Genomic DNA, 15,927 nt, shown 5'->3' with positions numbered 1-15,927 from the left:
TTAACTTAATGGCAGTGATGCTCTGCGTGGGAATGCCTCAGTACCGCTCCAGCGGTACGAGACGCTAGAGCGTCTCGGGCTGCATTCCCACGCTGGAGCGTGGGAACGATAGGGGGTGTGAATAATTACTGATCAACAGCGACTCACTTCGTTTTCGCACCAGTGAGGGAATGCATGCCGGTCTTGCCTCGGTAGCCAAGTTATGGGTTCCCACGGAGGACCGTCACAGCCATTAAGTTAAACCGTCGTAAAAATAAGTAATTCTTGCGTTTCGGTTCTAATGTGCCTTAAAGGTTGCCATCCATGGCACTGGATTCCGCCAGTCCATGGCGGAATGACGGGTTTCCCTTAACTTAATGTCAGTGACGGAGGACCGTGGGAACCAGAAAAAATAAGTATTCTGCTGTTTCCCAAGCTGCTACTTGGGAAACCTATATGTGAAGCTCTAGCTTCGCGATACCATTGAAAAAGAATTGAAAGTATCTCTTTCAGTTAAATGGCAGTAACGCCGGGTCATGTGTGCCGGTAGCGTAGCCCGGATGGAGCGTAGCAAAATCCGGGAAGCTCGGAGCCACGCCATTCCCGTATTCCGTTGCGCTGCTTACGGGCTACATGAGCGGATTTGGGTTGGCCATTTTTAGCTTGATGCGTATGGGTTTGCAACCCCCGTCCCGCAGGAATATCGAATACTTTCACAGTCTCTCCAGCGTGTGAATGCATACAGTTATTTTTGGCGATATTCTTAAGCTTTGGATGGGGTCGATAGTAAATTTCAAGGCGATTCGCGCTTATTCCTTAAACAAGAAAATAAAACATAATGACGATATTACAAAACGATACTTTCCTCAGAGCCTTATTAAAACAACCGGTCGACAGAACGCCGGTCTGGATGATGCGTCAGGCAGGACGCTATTTGCCGGAGTATCGTAAAGTCCGCGAGCAAGCCGGGAGTTTCATGAATTTATGCACCAATCCGGAACTGGCTTGCGAAGTCACGCTGCAGCCGTTGGATCGCTATGCATTCGACGCGGCTATTTTGTTTTCCGATATTTTGACGATACCCGATGCAATGGGTTTGGGCCTAAGTTTTGCCGAAGGCGAAGGTCCTAGGTTCAGCAATCCGATTCGCTCGGCTGCCGATGTCGATAAATTGCCGATTCCCGATCCCGAGCAGGAATTGCGTTATGTGATCGATGCGGTTCGTTTAATTAGAACTTCGCTGCAAGGCCGCGTGCCGCTGATCGGTTTTTCCGGCAGTCCCTGGACATTGGCGACTTATATGGTCGAAGGAGGCAGCAGTAAAAGCTTTCAAAAGATCAAGTCGATGATGTATGAACAGCCTGGTGTTGTGCATCGCATGCTGGAGAAATTGGCAAAATCGGTGGCCTTGTATTTAAATGCGCAAATCGCGGCCGGCGCTCAGGCGGTGATGCTGTTCGATACTTGGGGTGGGATGTTGACTTCAGAGGATTATCTGGAATTCTCGTTACACTATGCCAAGTTGGTGCGCGAGCAATTGCAAACGGAAGCGGACGGCCGCAGGGTTCCGACAATTTTGTTTACGAAAGGCGGTGGGCTTTGGCTCGAAGCAATGGTCGATAGCGGTTACGATGCCTTGGGTCTGGATTGGCAAACCGATATCGGGTTAGCCAGAGCGCGCGTCGGCGACAAGGTGGCCTTGCAGGGCAACATGGATCCCGTAAGCCTGTATGCCAATCCGGATGTCATTCGCGCGAAAGTACAAAACGTACTGGAGCGTTACGGCCGCGGTTCCGGACATGTCTTCAATCTCGGGCACGGTATTTTGCCGGATATCAATCCGGAGCATGTCAAGGCGATGGTCGACGCGGTGCATGAGTTCAGCCCGGCTTATCATGCTCTTTGAGCCGTTTATTTCCTCGTTTCCATTGCTCTGGATGCTGTGAAAATATTGGCGAAAATCTATTCACCATGAAGCACATGAAGACCATGAAGAATAAGAAGTTAGGGAAGTTATCTACGTCTAAATCCTTGCACTGTCTCTCCAGCGAGGAAACGCATATGAGCCGAATTTATAATCAAGTAAATTTTAAAATCAGGACTTAAACAATGGCTACGATTAAATTTCAAGGTAAACCGATCAACACTTGCGGCGAGCTTCCTGCGATCGGATCCAAGGCGCCGGATTTTACTCTGGTCAACGGTAAACTCGCTGAAGTATCCTTGGCCAGCTATTCGGGCAAAAAGAAATGCCTGAATATCGTGCCCAGTCTCGATACGCCGACTTGTGCCGCGTCCGCAAGAAAATTCAATCAAAAAGCGGCAAGTTTGGAAAACGGCGTGGTATTGGTCGTTTCGGCCGATCTGCCGTTTGCTCAGGCGCGTTTTTGTCAGGTGGAAGGTGCCAGGGATATTGTGCCGTTATCGACCTTTCGTTCGAGTTTCGCGCGCGATTACGGCGTGGAGTTGGTCGATAGCGTGCTGGCCGGATTGACCGCACGAGCGATCGTGATCATCGACGAGGAGGATCGGGTAGTCTATACCGAGCTAGTTTCTGAATTGGCCGACGAGCCCGATTATGAGTCGGCGCTAGCGGCGATGCATGAAATAGACTGAAAATAATTCGGCAGGTTTCAAACCGCTAGGTCGATTTGTTGAACGGTGCCGACACGGCCGGTTTCGCTGAGGTAAATACTTGATGACAAAACCCGCCCGTCGAGACGGTTTTGAGCATTTTTAAGCTCGAAGGGGGTTTCGGTATTGCCCAGATAAATCGCGCCGACGTTTTTTTCGGCTAAGGTGTAGAGCTTGTCGTTGCCATTGGTATCCTTGGTCCAGACGCGCAAATGTTCATAAACCGCGTCGTTTTCATCTATCCAATGGTTGCCGTCCAGGTCGTGCGCGGCCAGTTCGGCGAAACCGTTACCGGTCGCCGGTCCAAACAATTCACTGCCGTTGTTGATGATGCCGTCGCCGTTTCGGTCGAGCGCTAAAAAGCCGCTACCGTGACCGACGAATGAAATTTGTTCGGAGCTGCCGTTCGATGTCAGGTCAAAACTGAATTTCATATCGGTCAACTTTGCGGCTTCCGCGTCGAAATTGATTACCAAAGGGTCTTTCATGACGGCGTCGCCCATTCGTAGGCTGACCGAATTTTCTTCGTAATATTCTCGGCTCATGACCAAATTAAGGTCGAAGGCGATTTCTTTGCCGTCTGTCGTTTTGATAAGTCCTTTGGCCGAAAATGCGCTGTGCTCGGCTTCGTAATAAGTTTCGCGGCGCTCATATTCCAAGCCGAATCCGGCCGGACGATCGGCAGTAGGCGCGTTGGCGGGCGGTGCGGTCCCCGGATCGATCGATCGGCTTGCTTCGAAGGCTTCCAAGCGGTTAATCCGGATTTCCTTGCCGGTCAAGGCCTCTATCATGCGTTTAATGATTTGATAGCGCGGTTCGTGTTCGAGCGCTTTGTCCAGGTCGATTTCGGCTTGTTGGGTTTCGGCGGCAGCCTTGCCTTCAGAGCTGAGCGTCACCCTGTCGGCCAAAGTGGGATTGAATGCCGTTTGAGCTTGTGAACCTAGGTTAACCGGACGCCGATTGCCGACCCAAAAGTTTAGGGATTCTTGCACGGAGTGCTGTTTAACCGATGTCTGTTGCGCGTTTAGCTGGATATTGGAGTGTTCGATTTTCATCGCTCTATCCTTAAAGATCGGGAATGTTAATTATTTTATCGGCGGAAATTGGCGAAGCTTGAGTGTAAAGGTAAGCTATGTTTATTTATGTATGTTAATTCGGAGTGATCGATGAATCCTAAAGTACTTGCTGTCATGATGATCCTTTCCGCTAGCTTGGCGGCATGTACAGTTGAACCGGTTCGGGAGCCGGTCGATGAGGAATTGGACGAGTTTTTTGTGTATCAAGCCGATCCGATGGAAACATCCGAAGATGTTCCATCGCCGACGCATATCAAAGAAGGCAGGGAGTTGCGGTTGGTTAGAGTCATGGAAGGCGGCGTTTGCAAAAACGAGCGGGAAGGGGTGGAAGGGCTGTTTTTGCTTTATGCCGATACCGACGATGTGGAGCGCATCAAAATGACGGAAGGCGCGCAGGTTTTCGGCAATTTCGAACGTGAAATAGAAACGATCTCCGCGGCTGCCTTACAAGAAACGATCAAAGGGATCTATCTTGGCGGCGATTCGATATTTCCCGACAGCCCGACCAGTCAGCAAAACATGCTTAATGAATTCGAATTGCAATTCGCGGACACGATCGAAAGCGCGATCGATGATTTTCAACAAAAAACTACGCTGACGATCGATATTCTGCCGTTTATCCCGTCATTATATTTCTACAGCGAAGGCTGCGAATTGGGCCATGAAGAAACCGGGGAATGAAATCGCCGTATATTGTACAGGTCGTCATAAAGCAGTGGGACTAGCGTAGCCCGGATTACGCTGCATACGGGCTACATGCTTTATAGCAACTTGGGAAAGAGTGAATGTGGGTTGGCCGTTTTTAGCTTGTTGTGTATGGGGTGATTTCCAACTTATTTTAAATATAGGGGCTGAATAATTACTTCGTTTATTGTACAGATCGTCATAAAGCAGTGGGATAAGAGTCGGCTAAGCGAGACGGATTTTCTGGAACGGGCCGCGATGCCGGACTGCTATCCTGTCGTGTCGCCGAAAATCGTCGATATCGGACGGCAGCGTTTGTTATTGGATTGCCATGGCGGCGATGAATATAGAAAAATCTCTTGTTCCCTATTTGATGAATCTTTGATTTGCGACCGCTTATTATTGAATCCGAATGATGGCAGTGTCGTTTATTTAGGTGCGCCGAATCAAAATCGACCGCTGCAACGACTCGGAAAACCGGCGGACGTTAATTGGCTGCAATGCCGATACAATTGGCGTTATCGTGTGCATCGCGACGGTTGGTTTTACTGGCTTTATGAAGAAGTCATTTTGAATGTAGCTTTGACCGAAGTATTGAAAGAAACGATTTTTATCGATACGCTGCCTTCTTTGGTATTTGACGATTTCACGCTCGGTCGGTTAGAGAAGTAAGTCGTTCCGGTCGTAAGTATTCAGTCGCCCTCTTTGAAAAAGACGACTGTATGGACGCCGGAGGTCACTACCATTAAGTATACTCAGCGTAGATCAAAATTCGGCACCGGGGCCCTCGTCAAAGGATGCCGTGAATACATCCATGCTCTATGCCAGCATCCATGCTGGAAAAGCCTTTGCCGAGCACCCTGGCGCCTCCTTAGGGACTGCCGAAATTTGAAGTGCGAAAGGTATAACTGTCCATCATTTACTTACCGAAGTTTAACGTAACTCGCCCGATAAAATCGGGAGGCAGGTTTTAAACAGTTACTTAGCCAATGAGTCCTCGACATCAATTATTGTCGTTTGACGTTCTCGGCCTCGAAATCGCGACGAAGGCGTCGCTCCCACAAAGCGTCGGGAGCTCTGTGGGAGCGATCCCCAGATCGCGATATCGGAGCAAGGTGCGCTAAGGAATATGCACAAAATAACTTATACAAGTAGTAGGCTTTGTGGCGGTTTGGTGACTCGCTTGACAGGACGCCGTGAATACGTCCCTGTAGGCTTGACGGCGGCTATCCCTGCCGCCGACACCTGTCAAGCGAGTCACCAACCCCCCTTCCGACAATTGTCTAAGTTATTTCATGCTCGTTCCTAAGTAACAACAAACGGTATCGAGGTCGAATTCGCTAAGAGTTATCATTTTTTTCCGAAGTTTAGCGTAACGGACCCGATAAATTCGGGAGATAGTTTTTAGACAGTTACTAAGTTAAGCCATCACGAGATAAGTATTTGTTGCATTCAGACTCTATTGTGCCTCAAAAGCTTGCCATCCATGGTACTGGATTCCGCCAGTCCATGGCGGAATGACGGGCTTCCCTTAACTTAATGGCAGTAGGTTATCAAGCGCTAGGCCGATAACAATGGCGTATGCCGTGCCTACCGTATTTACTTTAATTTTTAAATTAGCTATTCAATTCATCATGGAAAAACTCACTTGTTTTAAAGCTTACGACATACGCGGTCAACTGGATACCGAGCTTAATGACGATATCGCCTATCGAATCGGTCGCGCCTGCGGCGAATATTTGAAGGCCAAGACGATTGCGGTCGGCGGCGACGTGCGGTTGACTTCCGAATCGCTCAAGGCCGCATTGGCCGAAGGCTTGATGGACGCCGGCGTCGATGTGATCGACATCGGCATGACCGGCACCGAGGAAATCTATTACGCGGCGCAGGCGCTGGAAATACAAGGCGCGATAGAGGTAACCGCGAGCCATAATCCGATGGATTATAACGGCATGAAATTGGTGCGCGAGCATGCCAAACCGATCAGCGGCGATACCGGACTGAAGGAAATCCAACGCCTCGCCGAGCAAAATGATTTCGGGCCGGTGGTCGTCAAGAAAGGCTCAATGACTCGTCGTTCTATACTGTCGGGCTATGTCGATCATTTGATGACTTACATCGATTTGCAGAATTTGACGCCGATCAAGTTGGTCGTAAATGCCGGCAACGGCGCGGCCGGGCATGTGGTCGATGCGCTGGAAGAGCGTTTCAAAGTGGCCCGAGTGCCGGTCGAGTTCGTCAAGATCCATAACGAACCGGACGGCCGTTTTCCGAACGGCATTCCGAATCCGCTCTTGCCCGAGTGCCGCGCCGATACCGCGAATGCCGTCATCGAACATGGGGCCGATATGGGTATCGCTTGGGACGGCGATTTCGACCGCTGTTTTCTGTTCGACGAAAAGGGGCAGTTCATCGAGGGCTATTACATTGTCGGGCTGTTGGCCGAGGCTTTTTTACAGAAAAACCCCGGCGCGAAGATCATTCACGACCCGCGATTGACTTGGAATACGGTCGATGTCGTGACTGCGGCGGGCGGCGTTCCGGTGTTGTCGAAGACCGGCCATGCCTTTATCAAGGAACGCATGCGCCTCGAAGATGCCGTTTACGGGGGAGAGATGAGCGCGCATCATTATTTTCGCGATTTCGCCTATTGCGATAGCGGCATGATTCCGTGGCTGTTGGTCGCGGAATTGTTGTGCGTCAAAAAAATCCGCCTTTCCGAAGCGGTCGCGCAGCGTATCGCGGCGTATCCGTCGTCCGGCGAGATCAACTCGAAACTAACCGACCCGGCCGGTGCGATCGCACGGGTTAGGGCGGCTTATGAAGGCGACGCGCTCATCGTCGATGAAACCGATGGGGTCAGTCTGGAGTTTGACAACTGGCGTTTCAATTTGCGATCTTCGAACACCGAGCCTGTCGTTCGGCTCAATGTCGAATCGCGCGGGGATATTGCGTTGATGCGGCAAAAAACCGAGGAGATTTTGGAACTGTTACAGCGTGAATATTGAGGATTGTTTATGAGTATCATTGCAAAGAAGCTGGATTATTTGATCAGTGTCGAGGATTATTTGGACGGCGAGTTGATTGCCGAAACCAAGCATGAATTGATTGATGGCGCCGTCTATGCGATGGTCGGGACGAGTGGAAATCATCAGCGTATAGCGATTAATGTTCTGGCGGAGTTTAGGAGTCATTTAAAAAACCTTCCTTGCGAGCCGTTCGGTTCGGATATGAAGGTCAGAGTCGATTCGAATTTTTTTTATCCCGATGTGATCGTCGATTGTCATTTCGACGAGTCGCAGCCTTACTATACCGAAACGCCTATCATCATCGTCGAAGTGTTGTCGAAGACGACTCGCCGCAACGACAAGACCGTCAAATTAGCCAATTACTTGAAGCTACCGACTCTGCAAGAATATGTGATGATCGAGCAAGATTATGTCGAGGTCGAAGTGCTGAGGCGGTCCGAAGGATGGGTTTCGAAACATTATTATCTGGGAGACGATGTGACTTTCGAGGCGATCGATTTGACGCTGCCGGTCGAAGTCATTTATCAGCGGGTTCATAACGAGGACATGCTGGCATTTTTGGCGGCTAAATCGGAGTAGGTGGCTTGTAACTTTATAAGAGATCGCTGTTTCCCAAGCTGGAGCTTGGGTAACAGCACAAGCATGTAGCCCGTATGCAGCGAAGCGGAATACGGGAATGGCGTGGCTCCGAACTCCCCGGATTGCGCTGCGCTTCATCCGGGCTACGCGGCTAAATCGGAGTAGGCGGTTCGCCCGAGGGTGTTAAAGTGCGGAGCAGTTTCGTAACTTTATAAGAGGTATTCTCGCGCAGAGGCGCTGAGAAAAGCCCAATAAGGCGACTAGGGTGGGCATCGCGCACCTTTGGCGAGGCTTCACCAAGCCGGTGAAAGTGTTGTAGACCCTTCATGCTTCGACTTGGCTCAGCACGAACGGTCTACAACACAAGCCAACTGAAAGCTTGAGAATGCGCCTGACGATCCAAGTTAAAACAACCCTGTAATCACGCCATCATCGGTGATGTCGATACGTTCGGCGGCCGGGACTTTTGGCAAACCGGGCATCGTCATCATGTCGCCGGCGATCGCGACGATGAAGCCAGCCCCGTTGGCAAGCCTGACTTCGCTGATTTCGACCGTGTGTCCGGAAGGCGCGCCTCGCTCGTTCGGGTTGGTCGAGAACGACATTTGCGTTTTGGCCATGCAAACCGGAAATTTGCCGTGGTTTTGTTGCAGCGTGTTGATTTCGGCTTTGACTTTCGGGCTCGCGGTGATGCCGATTGCGCCGTAAAGTTTGGTCGCTATCGTTTCGATCTTATCCCACAGCGGCAGCTCTTCGTCATAGACATAAGTGAAACCGGGCTCGCGGTTGTCGACGACGGCAAGCACTTCTTGCGCTAATTCTTCCGCGCCGGCGCCGCCTTGCGCCCAATGTTTCGAGACCACGCATTTCGCGCCGAGCGCCTCGCATTTGTCTTTGAGCAGCGCGATTTCGGCGTCGGTGTCGAAGGTGAAATGATTGATGCAGATTACGCAAGGCAAGCCGTAATGGCGTTGGATATTGTCGAGATGACGCTCCAGGTTGGTGAAACCTTTTTGCAGAGCGTCGATGTTTTCTTGGTTCAACTCCTCTTTCGCGACGCCGCCGTGGAATTTCAACGCGCGTACCGTCGCGACCAATACGACTGCCGACGGTTTCAGGCCGGACATGCGGCATTTGATGTCGAGAAACTTCTCGGCGCCTAAATCGGCGCCGAAACCCGCTTCGGTCACGACATAATCGGCCAGTTTTAACGCAGTTTTCGTCGCGGTGACGGTGTTGCAACCGTGCGCGATATTCGCGAACGGGCCGCCGTGAATGATCGCGATATTGTTTTCAAGCGTTTGCACTAGATTCGGCTTTATGGCTTCTTTCAATAAGGCGGCCATTGCCCCTTGCGCATTGAGATCGCTCGCATAAACCGGCGTGACTCGGTCGGACTTGTAGCCGATGACGATTCGGCCGAGGCGTTCTTTTAAGTCGACGCGGCTTGTCGCCAGGCACAAAATCGCCATGATTTCGGACGCGACGACGATGTCGTATCCGTCCTCGCGCAGATAGCCGTTAGCCGGGCCGCCCATGCCGACAGTGATTTTGCGCAACGCTCGGTCGTTCATGTCGACGACTCGTTTCCATTGAATCCGGCGCGAATCGATGTCAAGTGCGTTGCCGTGATTGATATGGTTGTCGATCAATGCCGACAAGAGATTGTGTGCGACGCCGATTGCATGAAAGTCGCCGGTGAAATGCAGATTAATGTCTTCCATCGGCACGACTTGCGAGTAGCCGCCGCCGGCCGCGCCGCCTTTGACGCCGAAACAAGGCCCGAGCGACGGTTCGCGCAGGCACATGATCGCCGAATTGCCGAGCCGGTTGATCGCATCGCCTAAACCTACCGTAGTTGTGGTTTTGCCTTCGCCAGCCGGGGTCGGGCTGATCGCGGTGACGAGAATCAATTTGCCGTCTTCGCGGTCGGTCAAGTTATTGACGTATTCGAGCGATAATTTAGCCTTATAGTGACCGTATGGATCTAAATGCTCGGCCGGGATGCCGAGTTTTTCGCCGGCCAAGTCGATGATCGGTCGCATTTGGGCTTGTTGGGCGATTGCTATGTCTGACATGAATGTTTTCCTGTTTTTGATGTGTCCTCAATTAGCCGTAAACCGGAAAGCGCGAGCACAAGATGGCGACTTTGTCGCGCACCGCTGAAATGACCGATTCGTTATCGATGTTTTCCATCACGTCGCACATCAAATGCGCGATTTCGGTCATTTGCGCTTCTTTGAAGCCGCGCGTGGTCGGGGCCGGCGTGCCGACACGGATGCCGCTTGTCACGAACGGCGACTGCGGGTCGTTCGGTACGGCGTTTTTATTGACCGTGATATGCGCACGTCCCAGCGCCGCATCGGCGGCTTTGCCGGTAATGCCTTTCGGGATTAATGAAACCAGCATCAAATGATTGTCGGTTCCGCCGGAAACGACATCGAAACCGCGGTCGATGAAGACTTCGGCCATCGCCTTGGCATTGTTGATGACTTGTTGTTGATAGGTCTTGAATTCGGTTTCCATCGCCTCCTTGAACGCGACCGCTTTTGCGGCGATAACATGCATCGAAGGACCGCCTTGGATGCCGGGAAAGATACTGGAGTCGAATTTTTTTTCGATTTCCGGATTGCTTTTACACAGAATCAATCCGCCGCGCGGTCCGCGTAGCGATTTGTGTGTGGTACTGGTGACGACATCGGCAAACGGTACAGGGTTTGGGTACAGTCCGGCGGCGACCAATCCTGCAACATGGGCCATGTCGACCAGTAAATAGGCGCCGACTTTATCGGCGATTTCGCGGAAGCGTTGCCAGTCCCAGATGCGCGAATAAGCCGAGAAGCCGGCGACGAGAACTTTGGGTTTGTGTTCGATCGCTAAGGCTTCGACTTGGTCGTAATCGATCAAGCCCGTATCCGGGTGCAGTCCGTATTGCACGGCATTGTAGATTTTGCCGGAGAAATTCGGTTTGGCGCCGTGCGTCAAATGGCCGCCGTCTGCGAGGCTTAGGCCCAGTATCGTATCGCCCGGTTGTATCAGAGCCATGAATACCGCCATATTGGCCTGCGATCCGGAATGGGCTTGTACATTCGCATAATCGGCGCCGAATAGTTCTTTGGCGCGGTCGATCGCGAGTTGCTCGACTTTATCGACATATTCGCAACCGCCGTAATAGCGTTTGCCGGGATAGCCTTCCGCGTATTTATTGGTTAGTAGCGTGCCTTGGGCCTCCATGACGCGCGGACTGGTGTAATTTTCCGAGGCGATCAGTTCTATGTGGTCTTCCTGACGGCGACGCTCTTCTTCCAATGCCTGAAACAATTCATTATCGTAACCTGCAATCGTTTGCGATTTAGTAAACATCAATATCTCCTAAAATTTATAGTTATTTTGCATTTCAACAACGGTTTTTATCGGCGATCCCGAGAGGAGAAGGTCAAAATGCCGTCAGTGATTTTCGGTGAGTATAGAGTAATGAATAATCGAAGTTAAGGCCGGAGCAGTAATACTTGTAAATCGGCAACATTAGTGCCGGTCGCACCGGTTATCAGTAAATCGTTTGAAGCCTGAAGCGCGCGGTAAGAGTCATTGTCTTGCAGTCTTGCGCCGGGGTCGATTCCGGCAGCGCGCATACGCGCGAGCGATTGCGGATCGATCAGCGCGCCGGCCGCATCGGTCGGGCCGTCGCGGCCGTCGGTGCCGCCGCTTAAAAATACCCAATTGCCGCGCAATGCTAATCGTTCGGCGGCCAAGGCGAAGGCCAGTCCCATCTCTTGATTGCGGCCACCGAGGCCTTGCCCCGTTAAAGTTACCGTGGTTTCGCCGCCTGCCAGAAGCGCGATGGGTTTGTTTAAGCCGTTATCGAGCAGGGATTTCGCGTAAGAGGCCAACTTGAAGGCTTCGTCTTTCGCTTCGCCGCTAAGATGTTCCGAATAGACTCGAACGTCGTAATTCTGTAGCGATGCGGCCTTAACGACGGCTTTTAAGCTGATCGGATTGCTGCCAATCAGCGTGTGGCCGGCGTTATTGAAAAGACTGTCACCGGTTTTCGGCGTTTCCGGGATATCGCCGGCGGAACCTTGTTGCAAAACGTATTTGACCGAATCCGGAATGCTTTCCCAAATACCCTTGTTGCGCAAAATAGCGATGGCGTCGTCGAAGCATGTGTCGTCCGGCACCGTCGGCCCGCTCGCGATAGCGCTTAGATCGTCGCCCAGCACGTCGGAAAGAATCAATGCGTGCAGGTCGGCCGGAGCCGATAGGCGTGCCAAACCGCCGCCCTTGATCATGGAAAGATGTTTGCGCACACAATTGACTTGGTTGATTGTCGCGCCGCAAGCAAGTAGTAATGCAGTCGTTTGCGCTTTTTCTTCAAGCGTTATCGGAGGGCGAGGATAGGGCAGGAGAGCAGATCCTCCGCCGCTAATCAAGACTAACACCAGTTCGCCCGATTGAGCGTTGGTGATTCTGTCGGCGATTAGCCGGGCGCCTTGCAGTCCCGCTTCGTCGGGAATCGGGTGGCCGGCGCCGATGACTTTAAAGCCGGTTGCCTGAGCGGCATTCTCGTAATTGGTAACGATGATGCCGTCGCCGGGTAATAGCGATTCCGGAATGATGTCTCGGGCGGCTTTTGCCATGTTGCACGCGGCTTTGCCGAACGCAATCAAATGAATTTTCGGCCAATGTCCCGTGCGTTTCGGCGCATTGTCGTCCGGCGATAGGGCTATTTCAAGTCGAAGCCCGTCCGAGGATAGGCTGCGTTGAACCGCAAGGTACGGATCGGCGGCATCGATGCCGGCTTGGAATAGTCCTGCGGCCTGTTCTCTGAGCGCTTTTTGAATGGCGGGTCGGCTCATGTGTTTCAGCGGTGCAAGGGGCGTTTAAGCCATTTCCTTGGCGAATGCGAAAATTTGTTCGGCATCGAGTACTTGCGTATTAGTTTCGAACAGTTTGGCGATGCAGGCACGGTGTAAAGCGAGTTTGAATGCGCCGAAACCGATGGCTCCCCAGACGATTTTGCCGTGGCGTTCGTTGCCTTTATCCATCATATCGATGCCGCCGATACCGATCGGGGGCGTGGCATTCGCATCGGCCAATAATTCGAGTCGATCATTATTTTGCCAATGTTCGGCTTTGAGTAATTCGACGCCTGCCGCGCCTGCCGCAAATACGATTTGAGCGTTTTCAATTGCCCTGCCGCGTGCGTCTTGATCGACAGCTTCGATAGGTGTCAGTTCGACGCCGAAGCGTTCGCGCATCGTTAGACAGGCGTGTTCCGCTCGTATCATTTCCCTAGAAGTTAACGAGACTTCGCAGCCCTCTTGAGCCAGCATGACCGCGACGCGTTGACCGACCGGGCCGGTGCCAGCCAAAACAACCGCTTTTTTGCCGCTTAGTTCACTGGTTGAAGCCAGTTTCGCGACGCCGGCGGCAGCAGTAGTATTGCTGCCGTTGCTATCGAGCATGATCGAGACTTGAAAGCCGGGAAAAAAATGTTTTTGTACGGCCGAGAATAATTGTTGACCGGCCAGCATGTCGCTGCCGCCGACAAAAATAGCGGTATTTTTTTTGTCTTTCGGTGCTCGGGTAAAGATCGTGCCTTCGACCAAGGGTGCGATAGTGTCGGGTGTTAATCCGCCATGTCCGATGACATGGTCGGCGCCGCCGTCATACGCGACAATCGTATCGAAAGCTGAAGGACGCGGATCGGTGTCGAATTGGAATAACAGTTTTTTCATGGGTCACGTAAGATCGATAGTGGCGATAGCGATTAGCGTATAGAAAACGGGGCAGTATACCTTATTTAGCTATACGCTGTCTCTCCATTGCTCTGGGCCGATTTCTACAGGCTTGCAGGGGGGGGCGGTTATTCGTTATCATTCGGGACAACCTGTACGCATCATCGGTATTTCGCTTAAGTGTGTACAATGTATTGATAGATTATTCCGGTTTCGACGGCCCTCCGAAGGAGCCGATACTTTGATTGCCTAGGCAAGATCGGTATGCATTGCCAGGCTGGAGCGGTTGGAACGAGAAAGTTAGGAAAAGCGGGTTTAGATACTGCCCATCAATCATTACAGGCGAACGATTCGGATTAAAAGCATGCTATTTTCGCTGTGTTTCAAAGGCTTGCCATTTGAACTCCGCATTCAGACAATAATAAATAATTAGGAAAACAAATGAAAACGCCAGTTAAAATTGCCGTTACAGGTGCCGCGGGACAGATCAGTTATTCCTTATTGTTTCGCTTGGCTAGCGGAGAATTATTAGGCCCCGATCAGCCAATGATTTTTCATTTGTTGGAAACGCCGCAGGCATTAGCATTAGGCGCATTGAATGGCGTGGTAATGGAACTTAACGATTGCGCCTATCCGTTGCTGCATAAAATTGTCGCGACCGATGATCCCGAAGTCGCTTTCAAAGATGTCGATTACGCATTTCTGATCGGCGCGAGTCCGCGTAAGCCGGGGATGGAACGTAAGGATTTGTTGGCAATCAATGCCCAGATTTTTTCTGTGCAGGGTCAAGCCCTTAGTAAGGTTGCCAGCAGGGATGTTAAGGTATTGGTTACCGGCAATCCTGCCAATACTAATGCTTTGATCGCCATCAGTAATGCACCGGATTTAAGGCCGGAGAATTTTTCGGCAATGATGATGCTCGATCATAAGCGTGCGACTTTTCAGCTTGCCGATAAATGTGGGGTACTGTCCAACGACATCAAAAATATTATCATTTGGGGTAATCATTCGGCAGGGCAGTATCCGGATCTCCATCATGCCAAAGTCAAAGGGCAGGATGCTTTGTCGTTGGTTGAGTGGGATTGGTTTGTCGACAAATTTATTCCAACCGTACAGCAGCGCGGAGCCGTGGTCATACAAGCGGTTGGCCGATCCAGTGCGGCTTCTGCGGCCAATGCCGCGTTAAATTTGATGCGCAACTGGGTTTTTGGGACCGACGAAGGTAATTGGATCAGCATGGCTGTTCCATCGGACGGCAGTTACGGAATTGAAAAGGATTTGGTTTATTCGTTTCCAGTTGAGATCAAAAACGGAGAAATCAGTATCGTCCAGGGTTTGGAGATTAGTGATTTCAGCCGGGAAAAAATGCGCAAGTCCGAAGCCGAGTTGAAAGAAGAGCGCGAAGCGGTAAAGCATTTGCTCTAAGGACGGGTGCTTATTTATCGATATACGCGGAACTAAAAAACGAGGCTAATAAAGGTTGTTACAGATGGTAGCTTTTCTGGTTCTCACGGTCTTCCGCTCATCGTTATACATAAGTCAAAAATTACCCTTTTGCAATCTTAGCCAATGAGACCTCGATGCCATTTATTGTCACTTAGGAACGAGCATGAAATAACTTAGACAACTGTTGGAAGGGGGTTCGGTGGCTCGATTGGCAGGTGTCGGCGGCAGGGCAGATTTTTGCTCCTGCAAAATCTGCATTCATGCCATCCTTGGCAATCAGATTCCGCCGTCAAGCCTACACGGACGTATACACGGCGTCCTGTCAAGCGAGTCACCGAACCTCCGCAAAGCCTACTACTTGTAGAAGTTATTTTGTGCATATTCCTTAACACTCGCGGATCTGCCTCACATAACGCTAGGTGATCAGCGTACCCTACAATTTATGTATACCTTTCGCACTTCAAATTTCGGCGATACTTAAGGAGGCGCCGGGGTGATCGGTAAAGGCTTTGCCAGCATGGATGCTGGCATAGAGCCTACATGGACGTATTTACGGCGTTCTTTGACGATCACCCCGGTGCCGAATTTTGATCCACGATGGGTATATATTTATCGTAGAGTGTAGGGTGCGCATCGCGCACCTGGTCGGGACCTCTTGTCGGTTCGGCACGGTGGAAAGGTGCGCTATGCGCACCCTACGATGTCTTGGCTGGACGGAGTTTGTAACCCCATCCTGCGAGATTATCCGATGCGCGGCGAGGG

12 protein-coding genes are annotated in these 15,927 nt (G+C 51.4%); 7 read left to right on the top strand and 5 right to left on the bottom strand.

Annotation, left to right across the window (positions count from 1 at the left end; translation table 11 throughout):
• The first annotated feature begins 817 nt into the window (after positions 1–817).
• The gene (gene hemE / locus METBU_RS0110800) at positions 818–1,885 is read left to right on the top strand and encodes a uroporphyrinogen decarboxylase (RefSeq protein ID WP_017840641.1); all 1,068 of its coding nucleotides are present in this window, start codon (positions 818–820) and stop codon (positions 1,883–1,885) included.
• 203 nt (positions 1,886–2,088) lie between these two features.
• Positions 2,089–2,595, top strand: a complete 507-nt coding sequence (gene tpx, locus METBU_RS0110795) for a thiol peroxidase (protein ID WP_017840640.1) — start codon at positions 2,089–2,091, stop codon at positions 2,593–2,595.
• A 17-nt stretch (positions 2,596–2,612) separates the two neighbouring features.
• Here the strand turns inward: tpx and METBU_RS0110790 are convergent, their stop codons facing one another.
• On the bottom strand, positions 2,613–3,668 hold the full coding sequence (locus tag METBU_RS0110790; protein ID WP_017840639.1) for a hypothetical protein: 1,056 nt from the start codon (positions 3,666–3,668) through the stop codon (positions 2,613–2,615).
• 111 nt (positions 3,669–3,779) lie between these two features.
• Between METBU_RS0110790 and METBU_RS0110785 the strand changes: the two genes are divergently transcribed.
• The 4 genes from METBU_RS0110785 to METBU_RS0110770 all read left to right on the top strand — a co-directional run bounded on the left by METBU_RS0110785 (position 3,780) and on the right by METBU_RS0110770 (position 7,981).
• Positions 3,780–4,370 carry a hypothetical protein gene (locus tag METBU_RS0110785; RefSeq protein ID WP_017840638.1) on the top strand — a complete coding sequence of 197 codons (591 nt, stop codon included), beginning with the start codon at positions 3,780–3,782 and terminating at the stop codon, positions 4,368–4,370.
• Between the two features lie 261 nt (positions 4,371–4,631).
• Positions 4,632–5,045, top strand: coding sequence for a hypothetical protein (locus METBU_RS0110780; RefSeq protein ID WP_017840637.1), 414 nt, complete (start codon positions 4,632–4,634; stop codon positions 5,043–5,045).
• 962 nt (positions 5,046–6,007) lie between these two features.
• Positions 6,008–7,381, top strand: coding sequence for a phosphomannomutase CpsG (gene cpsG, locus METBU_RS0110775; protein ID WP_026130157.1), 1,374 nt, complete (start codon positions 6,008–6,010; stop codon positions 7,379–7,381).
• Positions 7,382–7,390: 9 nt separating this feature from the next.
• Positions 7,391–7,981, top strand: a complete 591-nt coding sequence (locus METBU_RS0110770; RefSeq protein WP_017840635.1) for a Uma2 family endonuclease — start codon at positions 7,391–7,393, stop codon at positions 7,979–7,981.
• Positions 7,982–8,385: 404 nt separating this feature from the next.
• On the opposite strand, the gene METBU_RS0110765 is transcribed toward METBU_RS0110770, so the two are convergent.
• The 4 genes from METBU_RS0110765 to METBU_RS0110750 all read right to left on the bottom strand — a co-directional run bounded on the left by METBU_RS0110765 (position 8,386) and on the right by METBU_RS0110750 (position 13,719).
• The gene (locus tag METBU_RS0110765; RefSeq protein WP_017840634.1) at positions 8,386–10,059 is read right to left on the bottom strand and encodes a formate--tetrahydrofolate ligase; all 1,674 of its coding nucleotides are present in this window, start codon (positions 10,057–10,059) and stop codon (positions 8,386–8,388) included.
• Between the two features lie 31 nt (positions 10,060–10,090).
• Entirely contained in the window at positions 10,091–11,344 is a 1,254-nt protein-coding gene (gene glyA, locus METBU_RS0110760; RefSeq protein WP_014149648.1) for a serine hydroxymethyltransferase, read from the bottom strand.
• 125 nt (positions 11,345–11,469) lie between these two features.
• Positions 11,470–12,837 carry a glycerate kinase type-2 family protein gene (locus METBU_RS0110755; protein ID WP_017840633.1) on the bottom strand — a complete coding sequence of 456 codons (1,368 nt, stop codon included), beginning with the start codon at positions 12,835–12,837 and terminating at the stop codon, positions 11,470–11,472.
• A gap of 24 nt (positions 12,838–12,861) precedes the next feature.
• On the bottom strand, positions 12,862–13,719 hold the full coding sequence (locus tag METBU_RS0110750; protein WP_014149646.1) for an NADP-dependent methylenetetrahydromethanopterin/methylenetetrahydrofolate dehydrogenase: 858 nt from the start codon (positions 13,717–13,719) through the stop codon (positions 12,862–12,864).
• 441 nt (positions 13,720–14,160) lie between these two features.
• Here METBU_RS0110750 and METBU_RS0110745 point away from each other — a divergent pair, with 441 nt between their 5' ends.
• Positions 14,161–15,144 carry a malate dehydrogenase gene (locus METBU_RS0110745; RefSeq protein WP_017840632.1) on the top strand — a complete coding sequence of 328 codons (984 nt, stop codon included), beginning with the start codon at positions 14,161–14,163 and terminating at the stop codon, positions 15,142–15,144.
• Positions 15,145–15,927 lie beyond the last annotated feature (783 nt).

The organism is Methylotuvimicrobium buryatense 5G, from assembly GCF_000341735.1.
Taxonomy (GTDB): domain Bacteria; phylum Pseudomonadota; class Gammaproteobacteria; order Methylococcales; family Methylomonadaceae; genus Methylotuvimicrobium; species Methylotuvimicrobium buryatense.
The sequence above is the reverse complement of the archived record's forward strand: the minus strand, read 5'-3'. Positions and strand labels throughout refer to the sequence as shown.

Excerpts from the sequence above, each read along its gene's own strand:
- METBU_RS0110780 (WP_017840637.1), top strand. The coding sequence starts at position 4,632 with ATGCCGGACTGCTATCCTGTCGTGTCGCCGAAAATCGTCGATATCGGA.
- cpsG (WP_026130157.1), top strand. The coding sequence starts at position 6,008 with ATGGAAAAACTCACTTGTTTTAAAGCTTACGACATACGCGGTCAACTG.
- METBU_RS0110785 (WP_017840638.1), top strand. The coding sequence starts at position 3,780 with ATGAATCCTAAAGTACTTGCTGTCATGATGATCCTTTCCGCTAGCTTG.
- hemE (WP_017840641.1), top strand. The coding sequence starts at position 818 with ATGACGATATTACAAAACGATACTTTCCTCAGAGCCTTATTAAAACAA.
- tpx (WP_017840640.1), top strand. The coding sequence starts at position 2,089 with ATGGCTACGATTAAATTTCAAGGTAAACCGATCAACACTTGCGGCGAG.
- METBU_RS0110745 (WP_017840632.1), top strand. The coding sequence starts at position 14,161 with ATGAAAACGCCAGTTAAAATTGCCGTTACAGGTGCCGCGGGACAGATC.
- METBU_RS0110770 (WP_017840635.1), top strand. The coding sequence starts at position 7,391 with ATGAGTATCATTGCAAAGAAGCTGGATTATTTGATCAGTGTCGAGGAT.
- METBU_RS0110750 (WP_014149646.1), bottom strand. The coding sequence starts at position 13,719 with ATGAAAAAACTGTTATTCCAATTCGACACCGATCCGCGTCCTTCAGCT.
- METBU_RS0110755 (WP_017840633.1), bottom strand. The coding sequence starts at position 12,837 with ATGAGCCGACCCGCCATTCAAAAAGCGCTCAGAGAACAGGCCGCAGGA.
- METBU_RS0110790 (WP_017840639.1), bottom strand. The coding sequence starts at position 3,668 with ATGAAAATCGAACACTCCAATATCCAGCTAAACGCGCAACAGACATCG.
- glyA (WP_014149648.1), bottom strand. The coding sequence starts at position 11,344 with ATGTTTACTAAATCGCAAACGATTGCAGGTTACGATAATGAATTGTTT.
- METBU_RS0110765 (WP_017840634.1), bottom strand. The coding sequence starts at position 10,059 with ATGTCAGACATAGCAATCGCCCAACAAGCCCAAATGCGACCGATCATC.